Genomic DNA, 15,696 nt, shown 5'->3' with positions numbered 1-15,696 from the left:
GTTGGATGAACATTTTTCATAGAGGATTTTTTAATTCTTAAACCGTTTCAATTTCGATTACTTTTTCTTGTATTTTTTTCTTTTCTAATAGTTTCTTTATTTTATTCGTGTTTTTCCTTGAGGTTAATACATATAAGAAATCTCCAGCTTCAATAACGGTATTTCCTGTAGGCGTAACAAGCTTATCATTACGAATAATGGCATTGACGAGTGCACCTTCTGGGAAAGGAATGTCAATTAGAGTCTCTCCTACTACTTCTGCGTCATCCTCAATCTCGTACTCCAACATTTCTGCGTCAGCTTTTCCAAGTGATACAAGCTCTAACGTATGCATTGGGGTCGTCTTTTTCGGACCGGTTAGTCCTAGCTTTTTCGCTAAGATTGTAATCGTTGAGCCGTGAATAAGACAGCTTGTTAACACAACGAAGAATACGACGTTAAAAATGAGGCTGCTTCCATCCACTTCAGCTAAAAGAGGATATGTTGCTAACACGATTGGTACAGCACCTTTTAGTCCTGCCCAAGACAGAAAAATGACTTCATTTCTAGTGTATCCCATTTTTAATGTGGAGAGATACACGGCGATGGGTCTTGCAACCAACATGAGAATGAGCGACATAATCAATCCTTTAAAAAGGATATCCCATGTGAAAAGATGGGAAGGGAATACGAGTAATCCTAAGATGACAAACATTAAGATTTGCATCATCCAAGCAAACCCTTCTGAAAAACGAAAAATCGAATGCTTATAAGCGATTGTTTCTGCATTCCCAATTATAATGGCTGCGATATAAACGGCAAGTAAGCCACTTCCATTTAAAAAGGCGGTAAATCCGTATGTTAGTAAGGCGAAGGCGATGGCAAACACCGGATACAGTCCACTGGAATCGAGGTTAATCCGATTTAGGGCAAAAACAGCTAGTTTTCCAAAAACCAATCCAAGGAGAAGACCAACGACAATCTGTACGATAAATAGACCGATCATGCCAAAAACATTCGCATTTGGGTTCATAATTAGTTCGATTGCAGAGATGGTTAATAGTACGGCCATTGGATCGTTGGAGCCAGACTCTGCTTCTAATGTAGCAGAGATTTTTGGTTTAATATTTTGTCCTTTTAAGACAGCAAATACAGCAGCTGCATCAGTTGAACCGACGATAGCACCAAAGAGGATCGATTGTAGCCATCCGATGTCTAGAATGAACTTTGCTGCAACAGCAACAATTCCCGATGTGAGCAAAACCCCTAAAGTTGCAAGGGAAAGGGATGGGACCATCACGCTTTTTACAGATTTCCAACTGGTTTGAATTCCGCCCTCAAATAGGATAATAATAAGAGCTAAAATTCCGATCATTTGGGCAATTTGAGCGTTATCAAAATAAATAATTCCTAATACATCACTGCCCATAATAATCCCAACCATAATAAAGAGCACGAGGGAAGGAACACCTAGACGGGAGGAGAACTTCGTCGTTAACACACCGACAATCAAAAAGGTAGCTGCAAGTAGTACAAATGAATCCGTTATTGTCATAATATCAGCTCTCTTTCTAAGCGAATCTAAATTATATTAGAGTTATGTTAAAGATTTACATCGAGAATAATAGGAAGGGAATGTCTTTCATTCGCCAATCCGATAAATTGAATCGTCTCAGAAGGGGTAGATTGTTGTAGTCTTTTTTGAATCAATGAGATCGCAATCCCTTTTTGATAGGCATGATATCCAAACGTTTTTCTCAAAGTGGTGGTGCCAATTGCGCCCTCTATTCCAGAATACCTCGCCGCCTCACTAATAATTCGATAGGCTTGTTGTCGCGAAATAGGACTCATTGTTTTTTTTGATTTAAACAGATAATCATCATGTTCGAGTCCTTCTGAGTGAATGCAATCTTGAATGGCTTCACGCACCATTCTATTAAAATAGACAGGAGGATTTGCATAAGCAGCGGAATCGAGGAAATCACGCACCTTTTCGTCTGCGGTCATGACATCACTGACACGAAGATGTATCAACTCATTAATTCGAATTCCTGTATTGATTCCGAGTAGGAATAGGCAGTAATCGCGAGTGGAGCGAGTTTTTAAATATTCTTTCATCTTGTTAATTTGAGAAAGATTTTTAATCGCATCAACGGTATTCATCATTTCTTCCTTTCTCTAATGTTACACAATCTAGTTTAATTATATAATTATGTAACATAAAACTCAAGAATATTGATTTTTTAATATGCAAAAAAAACACAGATCTGATACACGATAACGGTTTGAACCGATCGTTATCGTGTATCGCCTGCGTTTTTATTAGCTAGCTTTTTCTACTGTTTGTCCAAGCGAGTCGTGTTTACCTGACATTTTATCAGCAATGACAGTTAAAGCACCGTCCCCAGTGACATTACATGCTGTACCAAAACTGTCTTGCGCTAAATATAGAGCGATCATGAGAGAGAGCATCATGGAATCGAAGCCTAGCATCGTTTCTAATAAGCCAAGTGCAGCCATAACGGCTCCCCCAGGAACTCCTGGAGCAGCGATCATTGTGACCCCCAGCATTAAAATAAATGGAAGGATTGCTGCAAAAGTAATTACTTGTCCTTGGAGCATCATGACAGCAATTGCGCAGCTAACAAGGGTGATCGTGCTCCCAGATAAATGAATCGTTGCCAGCAATGGTATAGAAAAATCAGCAATTTTTGAACGTGCACCTATTTTTTTGGCATGCATTAAGGTGACGGGAATCGTTGAAGCTGAAGATTGTGTTCCAAGTGCTGTAAAATAGGCAGGCGTCATTTCTTTTAATAATCTTAAAGGATTTTGTTTAGAGACCGTACCTGCTACTGAATATTGTATCAATAAGTAAATAATATGAAGCGCAATGATCATGACAAACACTTTTGCAAACACACTCATAATTGCGCCAACCTGACCTCCATAAGTCATATTGGCAAAAATCCCGAAAATGTGAATTGGAAGCAATGGAATAATAACTTTTTCAATTAGTTTTTCAACAATAGAGCGGAAGTCGTTCATGACATGAAGCAATGAATTATTTTTAATCGCAGCCATTCCCAGTCCTAGGACGAAGGCGAGTAGCAATGCGGTCATAACACCCATAATGGGTGGCATTTCAACTTGGAAATAGCCAGACAATAAAGCCTCTTCAGGATTTTCAAATGCTGTTAAGGACTGGTTTTTTAAAAGGCTTGGATAAAGATTTGTAGCAGCTAAAAAGGCTAAGAAACCAGCTAAAATAGTAGAACCATATGCCAATCCGGCAGTCGTGCCAAGAAGTTTCCCTGCTCCCCGACCCATCGTACCAATACCAGGAGCGATGAAACCAATGATGATTAAGGGAATAGCAAAGCCGAGAAAGTTGCCAAATAAACCATTAAAAGTGGCAAAAGTCTTAATAAGCCATTCAGGTGAGATGAAGCCAATTCCTATACCAAGACCGATGGCGAGAATAATCCGGGGTAAAAGTCCGAGCTTTTTCATTGTGTCCTCCTTAGAAATACAAATGTTTTTGTAAGATGGATTGATTATACATGCTTTTATTTGATCTGTTAAGAGGAAAATATTATTTCAGTAAAATTAAATTATTCAATGTATTCGAACTATTGTATAAGGTTCTGGGCCCTAGAAGATTGTATAATTGGTTTAAAGCAAGCACTTGTTTTCATACATATAAGAATGAAGATAAAAAACGCTTAAAAATATTTCTTCTTACCCTCGTCCTTTTTCGATTAAGTGATAAAATAGAGAAGGGTTTGTAGAAGATATAAGTAAAGAAGGGCTAAAGTTTAAGCTCAAAAATGGAGGAACGTCCGATGAAGACAAAATTAGGGTTATTGTATGGTGGGAAATCCGCAGAGCATAAGGTTTCCTTACAAACAGCACTTGCCGTTATAAATGCGTTAGATCATGATAAATTCGATATTCATCCAATCTATATTGCTGAAAATGGGGAATGGATTAAAGGACCATTATTAACTGGAAAGGTCGAAAATGTAGCTTCGCTTCAATTTACTCAAGGAGAAGCATTGCCACCGACCGCGTTAGCACCCACTCTTTTTCAAGCTGAGCAAAATGAAGGTTCTTATGATGTCGTTTTTCCACTCCTCCACGGACCAAATGGGGAAGATGGCACTGTTCAAGGGCTGTTGGAATTATTAAATCTTCCTTACGTTGGAAATGGGGTTCTGGCATCTTCAGCGGGAATGGATAAAGTCATTATGAAAAACATTTTTGCGCAGGCAGGGCTTCCGCAGGTGAATTATGTTTGGTTTATCCGGAGCGAATGGGAAAGCAACCAGGAAAAAGCGTATACACTTGTTGAAGAAGAGATTGATTATCCTTGTTTCGTAAAGCCTGCTAATCTTGGTTCAAGCGTGGGGATTAGCAAATGTTCCAATCGTGAGCAGTTGGCAGCGGCATTCGAAGAAGCTTTTCAGTTTGACCGAAAAATTATTATTGAACAAGGCATCGTAGCGAGAGAAGTAGAGCTTGGTGTTTTAGGAAATGATAAACCAATATGTTCGGTGGCTGGTGAAATTATTCCAAAGGTTGAATTCTATGATTATAAAGCCAAGTATGAAGATGGCAATACAGCACTAGTCATTCCTGCTGAACTAACAGAAAGTGAGTATGCAATGCTACAAGAACTAGCGATTCGTGCTTTTAAAGCTCTTGATTGTTCAGGGTTAGTACGGGCCGACTTCTTCCTAACAAAAGATGGCAAAGCGTACATTAACGAAGTGAATACAATGCCGGGATTTACACCTTTTAGCATGTTCCCGCTCCTATGGAAGCATACAGGGGTAGACTATCCACAGCTAATTGAACGTCTCGTTGAGCTCGGATTAGAAAGATACGAGGAAAAGCAAAAGATTAAATATTCCTTTTAAGTGAAAATATTTGGAGGTTGCGGTCTGTGATCAGGAATACGATTAAACAGATAGAAAAAATGATAAGGATTGACCATTACCCTGAGCAGTTTGCCCATGTTGAGTTCAATGGGGTTACGATTGACACAAGGAAAATAGAAAAGGGAAACTTGTTCGTCCCATTTAAAGGGGAACAGGTTGATGGTCACCGTTTTGTAGAAGAAGCTTTGAACAAGGGAGCGGCAGCGGCGTTGTGGCAAAAAGATGTGCCCAACCCTCCTCTTGGTTTACCTATTATTGTTGTTGAAGATACCCTTATAGCACTACAGGAGCTTGCGCGCAGCTATCGTTCAGATCTGGATGTTAAAGTGGTAGGCATTACTGGTAGTAATGGAAAAACAACGACAAAAGATATTACAGCATCTCTTCTAGGACTTAAGTACAAAGTGCAAAAAACCGAGGGGAATTTCAACAACCATATCGGCTTACCATTAACGATACTGGGACTAGAAGGAGATACGGAAATTGCAGTTCTTGAAATGGGTATGAGCAGCATTGGCGAAATCGAGTTTTTAACGAAACTTGCGCGCCCATCTGCGGTGATTATTACGAATATCGGAGAAGCGCATCTTCAAGATTTAGGTTCACGGGAAAGGATTGCCGATGCTAAGCTCGAGATCGTTAAAGGGTTAATGGATAATGGTCTAATTGTCTATCATGGGGATGAGCCGCTTTTATTTGAAAGATTGAAGAGCTTTGAGGGGAATGCGCAACAAAGTACATTTGGGCGCTTTGACTATAATACGTTATACCCGATGGACATTGTGCAAACAGATACAGGTAGCCATTTTAAAGTAAATGGTTTGCCATATGAGTTTGAACTTCCGGTGTTAGGTACCCATAATATTCTTAATGCGTTAGCTGGTATGCTTGTTGCTCATTATTTTGGCATTCCTTATGAAAAGATGAATGAAGCCTTCTCGACGTTAAAGGTGACGAATATGCGGATGGAACTTGTCGAGGGCAGCAACGGAGAAAAGGTTATAAACGATGCATATAATGCTAGTCCAACTTCTATGAAAGCAGCGATCGAATTAGTCACAAGTTTATCAGGGTATGAACAGAAAATCCTTGTCCTTGGAGATATGTTGGAATTAGGACCAGAAGAGAATTCCTTTCATTATGGCGTGGGACAAGAGATTAACCCAGACCAGATCGATTATGTTTTTACCTATGGCAAACTAGGTGAGTACATTGCCGATGGGGCAAAGGGAAACTTTCCTGAAGATCGTGTCCACTCCTTTTTAGATAAAGATGTATTGTTGCAGAAACTGAAGAAAGTTACAAATGCACAAACATTAATTTTAGTAAAAGGATCCCGAGGCATGAAGCTGGAGGAAATTGTGCAAAAGCTTCAAAAATAAAGGCTCTGTCGCAAACATTCTTCTTTTTAATCATTTGCGAATAAACCACAATCATTACGATAAATGGCAAACTAACCATTTGAAGAAAGAAACCTGACTATATTAGGTTTCTTTTTTCGTTCTCCTAAACAATATTCATCATTTTGTAATATGTCTTAGCGATTCAGGGGACAGGTTCATATATACTGACTTCATATAGGACTTTAGTTGCGTGAGAGGTAGGAGGAAGAATATGAGTGGATGTCCATTCAAAGGGTTATTAGATAGTCAGGTTGGGGCAATTCGTTTATTTGCAAAGGGTAAGTTGAATAGTGATGTGGTGGAAAAGGGCGATCCATCCAGCCATTCTTCACAATCGTTTCACTTGCATAAGAGTCAGAGTGTAGGAAGACAAATACAATTTGTTGGACTATCAGAAGTAGACGTGAATAACTTAGTGAACTTAAAACCAATTCTTGAGAAACATGCTCCGACAATTGTTGACGCATTTTATAGCAAGCTTCAGGATATGCCGAATTTAATGGAAATTATAAATAAATATTCAACGATCGAAAAATTAAAGAAAACATTAACACAGTATCTACTGGATATGGTTTCTGGAGAAATCGGGGAAGAATATATTCGCAGCCGTAAAATAATTGGTCAGGTTCATAACCGAATTGGCCTTTTTCCAGAGTGGTATATTGGGGCTTATACGCTGATTCAAAATGAAATGTTGCAAATATTAACGAGGGAGTTAAATACTTGGGAAGAGGTGATGAAGTATTATTTATCCTTCCAAAGGCTGTGCTCTTTTGATATGCAAATCGGAATTCAAACGTATATTGAGTCCTACACATCCTCGATGATGAAACTCAATGAAATTAAAGAACTCCAAAGTCGATTGAATGAATCATCGACGACATTGGCAGCTACCGCGGAGGAAACAACATCCTCCATATCTGATAAAGAAGAACTGGTGAAGGAAATGTTATCGGAAATCGAGAGCATAACATCCTCATCAAAAGTGATGATAGAAACCGTTGACCGAGGAAAAGAGAATGTGTCTGAAGCGTTAACGAAGGTCGATAAGGTAGTTGATCTAATTGAAAGAACGAAAGCACTCACAGAAGAGATGAGTGTTAGTCAAAAAAATATCGGCCAGGTTGTGAAAACGATTAGAGGAATATCAAATCAAACGAATATCTTGTCGTTGAATGCTGGAATTGAAGCCGCAAGAGCTGGAGAGCATGGGAAAGGTTTCTCAATTGTTGCCCAAGAGGTAAGAAAGTTAGCAAGCCAAACAGAACAAGCGCTTGATCATATTCAAGGGCAAATTGGTGCGGTTCAAGAGACGATCGATAAGTTTGAGCACAGTTTTTTACAAATGGCAGAGGAAGCGAGCCTTTTTCGAGAAACGAATCGGGGTATTATTCAATTGCTTGAAGAGTCAGTGGACAATGTTAAATCAAACGATGGACGAATCCACCATTTCAGAGCATTTATTCGTGAATTTAAGAAGACATTTGATGAAATAGCAGAAGCCTCTTATCAAATTGCGGAAATGGCAGAGCAATTAAGTTATTTAAATACGGATTTAACGGATAAATTTCAAAGCTAAATTTGGAAAAGTGTATCACTAGTATCATTTCTTGAATAAGGTGTAAAATATAGGTAGATCCCCATTTTGAGCGACACTTTTAGAGTGAGGTGGTGTTTGAATTGATTGGCTGCTTATGTATACATGGATTCACAGGTAATCCTACTGAGGTAGAACCTCTCGTTCATCATTTTAAAAAATATACCGATTGGAATATTGTGGTTCCGACACTTCCGGGACATGGAGAGCACCTAACACTCAAAGGGATAAGTTATAATCAATGGATTGAGCATGCTGAAGAGGAGTTAAAAACCCTTTTAAAAACATGTGATACGGTGTATGTGATTGGATTCTCGATGGGTGGCTTGATTGCAAGCTATTTAGCAGTTCACTATCCGATCGATAAATTAATTCTCCTTAGTGCAGCGGCATATTATGTGAATCCGAAGCAATTAATGGTGGATGTTGCTGATATGTTTAAAGATACGTTAAAAGGGCGTTTAAAAGAGAATGAGCTGTTCATTCGCTATTCTCGAAAGGTAAAAGAAACCCCGATTGCAGCTACTCTACAATTTAGAAAGCTTGTAGCAAGTATAAAACCATTGATCAATCGAGTCACGATTCCGACTTTAATTGCCCAAGGGGAAAGTGATGGGGTTGTTCCGCCGAGGAGTGCGCAATACTTATACGAAAACATTGCAGCCCCAGAAAAGAAGTTGATTTACCTTAAAGAATCGAAGCATCTTATATGTCACTGCAACGAAAGTGATAAGCTTTTCTGTGAAATTGTTGATTTTTTGGAGAGACACTGACCTCTCGAATTAAAAATATTCGTGTGCGATCGCTCCCTTGCATTGCATTCAACTCTTTAAAGTGATAAACTTAATTCAAAGTGTCAACGAGAATTTCATTTCGGACATACTCCAACTGGAGAATGTCTTTTTTTCACTTTAAAGCAGGTTTGATTTGCTAACCCCTTGGCAAAACAGAGATATTATTTCCATGACTTAGATTATAGAGATTCATGAAATAAGTTTTTTTCGATTGGTGAAAGATAAGAACGGGATGTTATTTTTAAAGAGTCCATTTCACATTATAGGCAGATGAAGAAACTAGTGAAAGTCTGCATAAATATTCGTTTTTTCCTTTGCTTGCATATGAAAAGGATTCAGAAATAAAAATTATAAATAAAGAAAACTGTTAGCTCCATTTTTGTTTCTAAATGAATTTAGATAACAGGTTGGAATCTCGATAAAATGTTTATGAGAGAGTGGAAAGTCTACGTTCGGCTGAATATGTAGATGCTCTTTTTAAGGGAAGAATGCTATCCACCGCAAATTCCCTACTTCTCTCTGTAAGTTGGATGATTGGTTGATTTTTTCTAATTATCATGAAGGATGTTAGAATAGTTTGAAGGCGCTACGCAGTTTTCTAAAGAAGAAGGAGAATGAAAAACATTGACGAAGTTTGAAGATTTAGGAATTAGCTCGGCAACGATGAAATCATTAAAGAGAATGGGATTTGAGGAGGCAACTCCAGTACAGTCAGAAACGATTCCATTGAGCTTAGAAAATAAGGATCTAATTGGGCAAGCACAAACGGGTACAGGAAAAACAGCTGCATTTGGTATTCCTATGATTGATAAAATTGATAAGGATTCGAATGTGATTCAAGGAATTGTTATTGCTCCAACTCGTGAATTAGCTGTTCAGGTTTCAGAAGAGCTTTATAAAATTGGCTACGGAAAAAGAGCAAGAGTTCTTGCTATCTATGGTGGTCAAGATATTAATCGCCAAATCAGAGCGTTGAAGAATCATCCACAGATTATTGTCGGAACTCCAGGACGTATTTTAGACCATATTAATCGTAAAACAATTCGCTTAGAAAACATTCATACCGTTGTTCTAGACGAAGCAGATGAAATGTTAAATATGGGCTTCATTGAAGATATTGAAGCGATTCTTTCAAAAACACCTGAAGAGCGTCAAACATTGTTGTTCTCTGCAACGATGCCGGCTCCTATCCAAAGAATGGCTGAAAAGTTCATGAAGAACCCACAAATTGTACGTGTTAAAACTAAAGAAATGACGGTTCCTTTAATTGAGCAATATTATATAGAAGTACAAGAGAAGAGCAAATTTGATATTTTGACAAGACTTCTTGACATTCAAACACCAGAGTTAGCAATTGTCTTTGGTCGTACGAAAAGAAGAGTTGATGAGCTATCAGAAGCCCTAAACCTTCGCGGTTATATGGCCGAAGGCATTCATGGGGATTTAAGCCAAGCAAAACGTTTATCCGTTCTGCGCAAGTTTAAGGAAGGATCTATTGATGTGTTAGTCGCTACCGATGTGGCAGCGCGTGGTTTAGATATTTCCGGTGTCACTCATGTGTATAATTTCGATATTCCACAGGATCCAGAAAGCTATGTTCACCGTATTGGACGTACTGGTCGTGCTGGTAAGGAAGGCGTAGCGATGACATTCATCACGCCTCGTGAAAAATCTTACTTGGGCGTTGTGGAAAGAACAACGAAGAGAAAAATGGATAAGATGAAGCCACCAACATTAGATGAGGCTTTAGAAGGACAGCAAAAAGCTGTACTGGAGAAAATTCTTCAATCGATCGATGCCAATAATCTTCAATTTTACAAGCAAGCTGCTGAGGAATTATTAGAGCAACAGGACGCAACAACTGTTGTGGCAGCTGTTTTGAAAATGTTAACAAAAGAGCCGGATACAACACCTGTAAAACTTACAGAAGAAAAACCTCTTCCGAATAAGAGAGAGAGACGTTCAGGCGGAGGCGATCGTCGTGGCGGTGGTAAGTTTGACTCTCGCGACCGTAAGAGAGGTTCTTACAAACCAAGACAAGGCCAAGGTCAGGGTCAAGGTGGAAGACGTCAAAGCAACAATAACAATAAATCAAGATCAAATAGTTTCAAGTAAGTAGAGGAGAGCACAGTGATGTGCTCTTTTTCTTATATGCTTGTTGAAATCGGGTAAAATGGGGTTAGACCGATAACATGGTCGATTTGACCGAAATATTGATTTAGACCGATATAATTACAATCTATGCGTCCATATCCACACGTTAAATCCTTGATTTTGGTGTAAATTTTAATATATCAGCTGATAATTTTAAAAATTGAGATAGAATTTGAAACTAATGCCCTGAAGTTTTCGTAAAATAGAAGGTTGCTACTAACGCAACATGGTGAAAATGGACTTATTGTATTTTTTAGGAGGAGCACGTAATGCTATTACAACCACAAAAAAGAATTTCAGAACGAGCATTGCCAGTATGGCGAATAACAGGAGCTATCTACAGTTTCTTTATGTTATTGCTATGTGGAGGAATCATAGGTTTAACAATTAGTTTTGATTGGCCGAAATGGATCATTGTGATTGCTGCACTTATATTTTTAATTTTTTCCTACTTAATCATCTTTTTGTTTCCAACTTTAAGATGGAAACGTTGGCGATATGAAGTAAGAGAACAGGAGATTGAACTTCAGCGGGGGATTGTGATCGTTCGTAGAACATTGGTGCCAATGATTCGTGTTCAGCATGTCGATACACAGCAAGGTCCGATTTTAAGAAAGTATAAGTTAGCAACGGTAAATATATCGACAGCAGCAACTACTCATGAAATCCCTGCCTTAGAATTAGAAGAGGCTGAAGAATTAAGAGTGTTCATTTCCAGGCTTGCAAGGGTGGCGGATGAGGATGTCTGAACCAAAACGACTTCATCCGATCGCAGCCATTTTGAATGTCCTTAAAATTCTTAAAGAATTAATTATCCCGTTCTTACTTTTTGTTGTATTTGGTAGTAAAGGATTCAGTTTTGAACTGCTCCCCTTTCTAATTGCAGGAGTTGTAGTTCTACTTATTATCGTTTCTGCAATCATTAGTTGGTTTCGTTATACATATAGAATTGAAGAAGGGGAACTTCGAATCGAACATGGGCTATTTGTGCGAAACAAACGATACATTCCTTTTGAACGGATTCAAAGCTTAGATTTGTCAGAAGGGATCATCCATCGTCCATTTGGACTGGTAAAAGTGAAGGTAGAAACAGCAGGTTCAAGCGGACTTGAGGCTGAAGCGGTATTAACAGCGATCACAAAAGAGGCAGCAAGTGAGATTCAAGATATTCTCCAGAAAAATCGAGCAAGTGGGCGCCCTAACTCTGAAATGGAAACGGAAGAATTCCCTGAGCGAAAAGAAGAAATTATTTATAAAATCACCATGAAAGAATTAATTTTACTCGCTTCAACATCAGGTGGGATAGGAGTAGTTATTTCAGCCGTATTTGCATTTATTGTGCAGTTTGAAGAGCTGATTCCGTATGAAACGGTTTTCCATGAAATCGAAGAAATCATTTCAAGTGGAGTTATTTTGGTAAGTATTCTTATTTTTATAGGTTTCGTCCTTGCTTGGCTTGTTGCAGTATTGGGAATGTTATTGAAATATGGGAACTTTACGTTGAAAAAAGTGGACGATGATTTAATTGTGACAAGGGGCTTGTTAGAGAAAAGACAATTGACGATCCCGCTTAAACGCATTCAAGGTATCCGAATAAGTGAAAACTTGATTAGGCAGCCATTAGGCTATGCTAGTGTGTTTATTGAAAGTGCAGGAGGTTCTGTAGGAGATACAGACGGAGCTTCCGCAAACATTCTCCCTTTTATAAAAAAGAACCGCATACGTGAGATTATTGAAAATAATATACCAGGTTATATCTTTACCGATGAGATTACGCCAGCGCCAAAAAGAGCACTGAAAAGATATTTATTTAGAGGGACGATTATTGTCGTTCCGATTCTCGTTATTTTTCTTTTCTTCTTTCAATTATGGGGGTTGTTGACGTTAATTCTACTCCCGATTTTTGCGGGATGGGCCTATTTATGCTACCGCGATGCTGGATGGAAGCAGGAAGATAACCAATTGAAGCTATCTTTTCGAACGATCGGGAAAAATACAGTGCTTATGCAAAGAAATAAAATACAGTCATTATCGATGAAGGAAAGTGTTTTTCAGAAAAAGGAAGATTTGGCTTCCGTTGAAGCAACTATCATGTCAGGATTTGCTGGAGCTGGTGGTAGGGTAGTTGATCTCGAAGAAGAAGAGGTGTTACAGATTTATCATTGGTATTCAAGGAATGAAAAAAGCGCCGAATAAAATGGCGCTTTTTTCTTAAAATCGTCCTAACAACCCCAGAATCGCAAGTAAGGCAATTGCGATCCAAATGAGATTTTTTGAATTGAATTTTGGTCTGCCTGTTGAGTAGTTAGGACGTTGAAAAGAGATATTTCGAAGAGATTCCGTTAATGCTTTGCCTCTTCCGATTTGAATGGCGCCTAAAATAAAGCCTGTTAGTAATCCGAAGAGATGGGCAGTAATATTGATATTTGGTTGAAGAAAGGTCATAATGACTCCGATTATAGCAATTGTTAAAATCACCTGAGAATTCTCTCGAGACATCATATCTTTTCTTAAGAAAACGATGGCAAGATAAATACCGAATATCCCGAAAATGGCTCCGCTTGAACCAACATGTGTGTAAGTAAGGGGCTTTAATATGAGAGTTGCTACATTGGCTAATACCCCTGTTGCTAAATAAAGAAGGATGAAACGAGACTTTCCGAGAATTCTTTCTAAACCAGGACCGAATAGAACAAGTGAAAAGCTGTTAAATAACATATGTGTAATCCCGCTATGAACAAAAATAGGGGTGACTAAACGCCAATATTCACCTTGAACAATATACAAATTCACTCCCATCATGCTTTCAAAAATCCATGCAGAAGGAAAGATGGAAGGGATGGAAACGAGCACGAATATTAAGATGTGTAAAAAGATAATAAAAGATACGACAGGATAGAAGCGGAGAAACTCTTTAAAGCTTTCCGTTCGAATAAACAAAGTAAAACCTCCTTAGTTAGAAAAAATTTGAGGATGTACATTCATTATAAGTGATTAACTAAAAATGAGCTTGATGTACGTTCTTTTTTGAAAAAAATTTACATAGTCACAACCATACTATGTTTGTCCACATAGAAAAATGAGAAGGAAGATGTTTATGATTACGGGAATTGGGATCGATATTGTGGAATTAAAACGGATCGGAAAAATAATTGCAAGACAGCCACGGTTTTCTGAGCGAATTTTAACTCCTTTTGAAAAGGAACGCTACGAAATGCTCGAAGGAAAACGCAAGGTAGAATATTTAGCAGGTAGATTTGCGGCAAAAGAAGCTTTTTCAAAAGCAATTGGTTCAGGAATTGGTAAAAATTTATCCTTTCTTGATATTGAAGTGGTTAGCGATGAAAAAGGTAAGCCGATCATTCAAAAACCGTTTAGTGAAGGGGTTCATTTGTCGATTTCACATAGTGAAGAGTATGCGGTTGCTCAGATTGTAATCGAAAAAATTTAACATCCAATCTCATAAGGCTCGTCATATTCCCGAAGGTTGTCTCATATATTCATAGTGCGATAGGGGAGACAAGTAGGCGAGAACCAATGCCTGTCTTTTTCTCTCCAAACACTGAAGCTAACTACGCTTAAATGAGACAAAGGGGTTGAAAGGATGAAGAAATGGGTTGTACTGCTTCTCGCTGGTCTGATGGTAATGCTAGTATTGTCTGCCTGTGGTACGAAATCGCAGGAAGATGTTGTAAAGGATTTGAATGGCAAGCTTCAACAATTAAAAGGGTACAAGGTTAAGGCAAAAATGACTTTGCAAATGGGGACTGAGCCTCAAAGCTATGAAGTGGAAATTTGGCATAAGGAACCTACCTACTATCGCGTAGATTTAAAAAATGCTCAAAAGGATCAAAGTCAAATGATTCTTCGTAATGATGATGGTGTTTTTGTGTTAACACCGGCACTTAATAAGAGCTTCCGATTCCAAAGTGATTGGCCAGAAAATAGCAGCCAAGCTTATTTATATGAGTCGCTAATTGAAGATATTATTGAGGACAAGGAAGCAAAGTTCACTTCAACAAAAGAGCATTATGTCTTCGAAACCAAAACCCGTTACCAAAACAATAAGATGCTTCCGCTTCAAGAAATTACTCTAGATAAAAAGAATCTAACTCCTGTATCAGTGAAAGTGATGGATACGGATCGTAAAGCACTTGTCACAGTTGAATTCTCTGACGCTGACTTTAATGCGACCTTTGAGAAAAAAGACTTTGATATGGCGAAGAATATGACTGGAGCACAGTTGGAAGTACCTGTAATGGCGGATCTTGGGGATGAAGAATTCACGGTTAAATATCCTACAGCCGAACTTCCAGGTGTAGAACTTATTGAAGAAAAACCAATGGAAACAGAAAACGGAAAAAGAGTTATTCTAACATATGATGGGGAAAAATCCTTTACACTTATTCAAGAAAAAGCAAGTGTTGTTCCTACAACAATGGTAGCGACAACAGTAAGTGGAGAACCAACCGATCTAGGTTTCACGATTGGAGCAATGTCCTCAAATTCATTGTCATGGACCTACCAAGGTGTCGATTATACAATTGCTTCTAAAGACTTAGCAGAGGAAGAAATGCTAATGCTTGCCCGTTCTGTTGAAGTTCAAGGTGACATGGTGAAATAAAGGAAACTTAAACAAGGCTCTTCTTTGATGAAGAGTCTTTTTGTTTGTAGTTGAACACATATGCATTGAGCTTGTCTATCATCTTTTAATTTTCCACCACATCTGTCGTTATGGACCCTTTAGTCGACACACGCGATTTTTGGTACCTTAGACTTGTCCGAATCGGAAGGGTATTCGGACAAGTAGGAAGCAAGAAGCCTTA

Annotated in this window: 13 protein-coding genes; 9 read left to right on the top strand and 4 right to left on the bottom strand. The window is 38.5% G+C overall.

Annotation, left to right across the window (positions count from 1 at the left end; all coding sequences use genetic code 11):
* Positions 1 to 37: 37 nt before the first annotated feature.
* The 3 genes from BMSHG_RS20935 to BMSHG_RS20925 all read right to left on the bottom strand — a co-directional run bounded on the left by BMSHG_RS20935 (position 38) and on the right by BMSHG_RS20925 (position 3,492).
* Positions 38 to 1,534, bottom strand: coding sequence for a potassium/proton antiporter (locus tag BMSHG_RS20935; protein ID WP_019156424.1), 1,497 nt, complete (start codon positions 1,532 to 1,534; stop codon positions 38 to 40).
* A 47-nt stretch (positions 1,535 to 1,581) separates the two neighbouring features.
* A complete protein-coding gene (locus BMSHG_RS20930) occupies positions 1,582 to 2,142 on the bottom strand; it encodes a tyrosine-type recombinase/integrase (RefSeq protein WP_019156423.1) in 561 nt (186 codons plus the stop codon).
* Between the two features lie 159 nt (positions 2,143 to 2,301).
* On the bottom strand, positions 2,302 to 3,492 hold the full coding sequence (locus tag BMSHG_RS20925; RefSeq protein WP_019156422.1) for a dicarboxylate/amino acid:cation symporter: 1,191 nt from the start codon (positions 3,490 to 3,492) through the stop codon (positions 2,302 to 2,304).
* Between the two features lie 332 nt (positions 3,493 to 3,824).
* Here BMSHG_RS20925 and BMSHG_RS20915 point away from each other — a divergent pair, with 332 nt between their 5' ends.
* From BMSHG_RS20915 to BMSHG_RS20885, 7 genes are all read left to right on the top strand, one after another.
* The gene (locus BMSHG_RS20915) at positions 3,825 to 4,901 is read left to right on the top strand and encodes a D-alanine--D-alanine ligase (RefSeq protein ID WP_019156420.1); all 1,077 of its coding nucleotides are present in this window, start codon (positions 3,825 to 3,827) and stop codon (positions 4,899 to 4,901) included.
* Between the two features lie 26 nt (positions 4,902 to 4,927).
* Entirely contained in the window at positions 4,928 to 6,304 is a 1,377-nt protein-coding gene (locus tag BMSHG_RS20910) for a UDP-N-acetylmuramoyl-tripeptide--D-alanyl-D-alanine ligase (RefSeq protein WP_019156419.1), read from the top strand.
* Positions 6,305 to 6,536: 232 nt separating this feature from the next.
* The gene (locus BMSHG_RS20905; RefSeq protein ID WP_019156418.1) at positions 6,537 to 7,904 is read left to right on the top strand and encodes a globin-coupled sensor protein; all 1,368 of its coding nucleotides are present in this window, start codon (positions 6,537 to 6,539) and stop codon (positions 7,902 to 7,904) included.
* Positions 7,905 to 8,005: 101 nt separating this feature from the next.
* Positions 8,006 to 8,695 (top strand): alpha/beta hydrolase, encoded by a 690-nt coding sequence (locus BMSHG_RS20900; RefSeq protein ID WP_019156417.1) that lies wholly within the window; start codon positions 8,006 to 8,008, stop codon positions 8,693 to 8,695.
* Positions 8,696 to 9,340: 645 nt separating this feature from the next.
* On the top strand, positions 9,341 to 10,831 hold the full coding sequence (locus BMSHG_RS20895; protein WP_019156416.1) for a DEAD/DEAH box helicase: 1,491 nt from the start codon (positions 9,341 to 9,343) through the stop codon (positions 10,829 to 10,831).
* A 308-nt stretch (positions 10,832 to 11,139) separates the two neighbouring features.
* Positions 11,140 to 11,619 (top strand): PH domain-containing protein, encoded by a 480-nt coding sequence (locus BMSHG_RS20890; RefSeq protein WP_019156415.1) that lies wholly within the window; start codon positions 11,140 to 11,142, stop codon positions 11,617 to 11,619.
* Positions 11,612 to 13,066: a PH domain-containing protein gene (locus BMSHG_RS20885; RefSeq protein ID WP_019156414.1), complete on the top strand. Its 1,455-nt coding sequence runs from the start codon at positions 11,612 to 11,614 to the stop codon at positions 13,064 to 13,066. The genes BMSHG_RS20890 and BMSHG_RS20885 overlap by 8 nt, the downstream gene beginning before the upstream one ends.
* A 15-nt stretch (positions 13,067 to 13,081) precedes the next feature.
* Here BMSHG_RS20885 and BMSHG_RS20880 read toward each other — a convergent pair whose 3' ends face one another.
* Positions 13,082 to 13,810, bottom strand: a complete 729-nt coding sequence (locus tag BMSHG_RS20880; RefSeq protein ID WP_019156413.1) for a rhomboid family intramembrane serine protease — start codon at positions 13,808 to 13,810, stop codon at positions 13,082 to 13,084.
* 157 nt (positions 13,811 to 13,967) lie between these two features.
* Here BMSHG_RS20880 and acpS point away from each other — a divergent pair, with 157 nt between their 5' ends.
* Both acpS and BMSHG_RS20870 read left to right on the top strand, forming a co-directional pair.
* Positions 13,968 to 14,321 carry a holo-ACP synthase gene (gene acpS, locus BMSHG_RS20875; RefSeq protein ID WP_019156412.1) on the top strand — a complete coding sequence of 118 codons (354 nt, stop codon included), beginning with the start codon at positions 13,968 to 13,970 and terminating at the stop codon, positions 14,319 to 14,321.
* Positions 14,322 to 14,474: 153 nt separating this feature from the next.
* Positions 14,475 to 15,494, top strand: a complete 1,020-nt coding sequence (locus BMSHG_RS20870) for a LolA family protein (RefSeq protein WP_019156411.1) — start codon at positions 14,475 to 14,477, stop codon at positions 15,492 to 15,494.
* Positions 15,495 to 15,696 lie beyond the last annotated feature (202 nt).

It is taken from the genome of Robertmurraya massiliosenegalensis JC6, from assembly GCF_000311725.1.
Lineage (GTDB): Bacteria > Bacillota > Bacilli > Bacillales > Cytobacillaceae > Robertmurraya > Robertmurraya massiliosenegalensis.
The sequence above is the reverse complement of the archived record's forward strand: the minus strand, read 5'-3'. Positions and strand labels throughout refer to the sequence as shown.

Bases quoted from the DNA above. Each gene is read 5' to 3' on its own strand.
- BMSHG_RS20915 (WP_019156420.1), top strand. From the start codon at position 3,825: ATGAAGACAAAATTAGGGTTATTGTATGGTGGGAAATCCGCAGAGCAT.
- BMSHG_RS20885 (WP_019156414.1), top strand. From the start codon at position 11,612: ATGTCTGAACCAAAACGACTTCATCCGATCGCAGCCATTTTGAATGTC.
- BMSHG_RS20935 (WP_019156424.1), bottom strand. From the start codon at position 1,534: ATGACAATAACGGATTCATTTGTACTACTTGCAGCTACCTTTTTGATT.
- acpS (WP_019156412.1), top strand. From the start codon at position 13,968: ATGATTACGGGAATTGGGATCGATATTGTGGAATTAAAACGGATCGGA.
- BMSHG_RS20890 (WP_019156415.1), top strand. From the start codon at position 11,140: ATGCTATTACAACCACAAAAAAGAATTTCAGAACGAGCATTGCCAGTA.
- BMSHG_RS20930 (WP_019156423.1), bottom strand. From the start codon at position 2,142: ATGAATACCGTTGATGCGATTAAAAATCTTTCTCAAATTAACAAGATG.
- BMSHG_RS20925 (WP_019156422.1), bottom strand. From the start codon at position 3,492: ATGAAAAAGCTCGGACTTTTACCCCGGATTATTCTCGCCATCGGTCTT.
- BMSHG_RS20870 (WP_019156411.1), top strand. From the start codon at position 14,475: ATGAAGAAATGGGTTGTACTGCTTCTCGCTGGTCTGATGGTAATGCTA.
- BMSHG_RS20905 (WP_019156418.1), top strand. From the start codon at position 6,537: ATGAGTGGATGTCCATTCAAAGGGTTATTAGATAGTCAGGTTGGGGCA.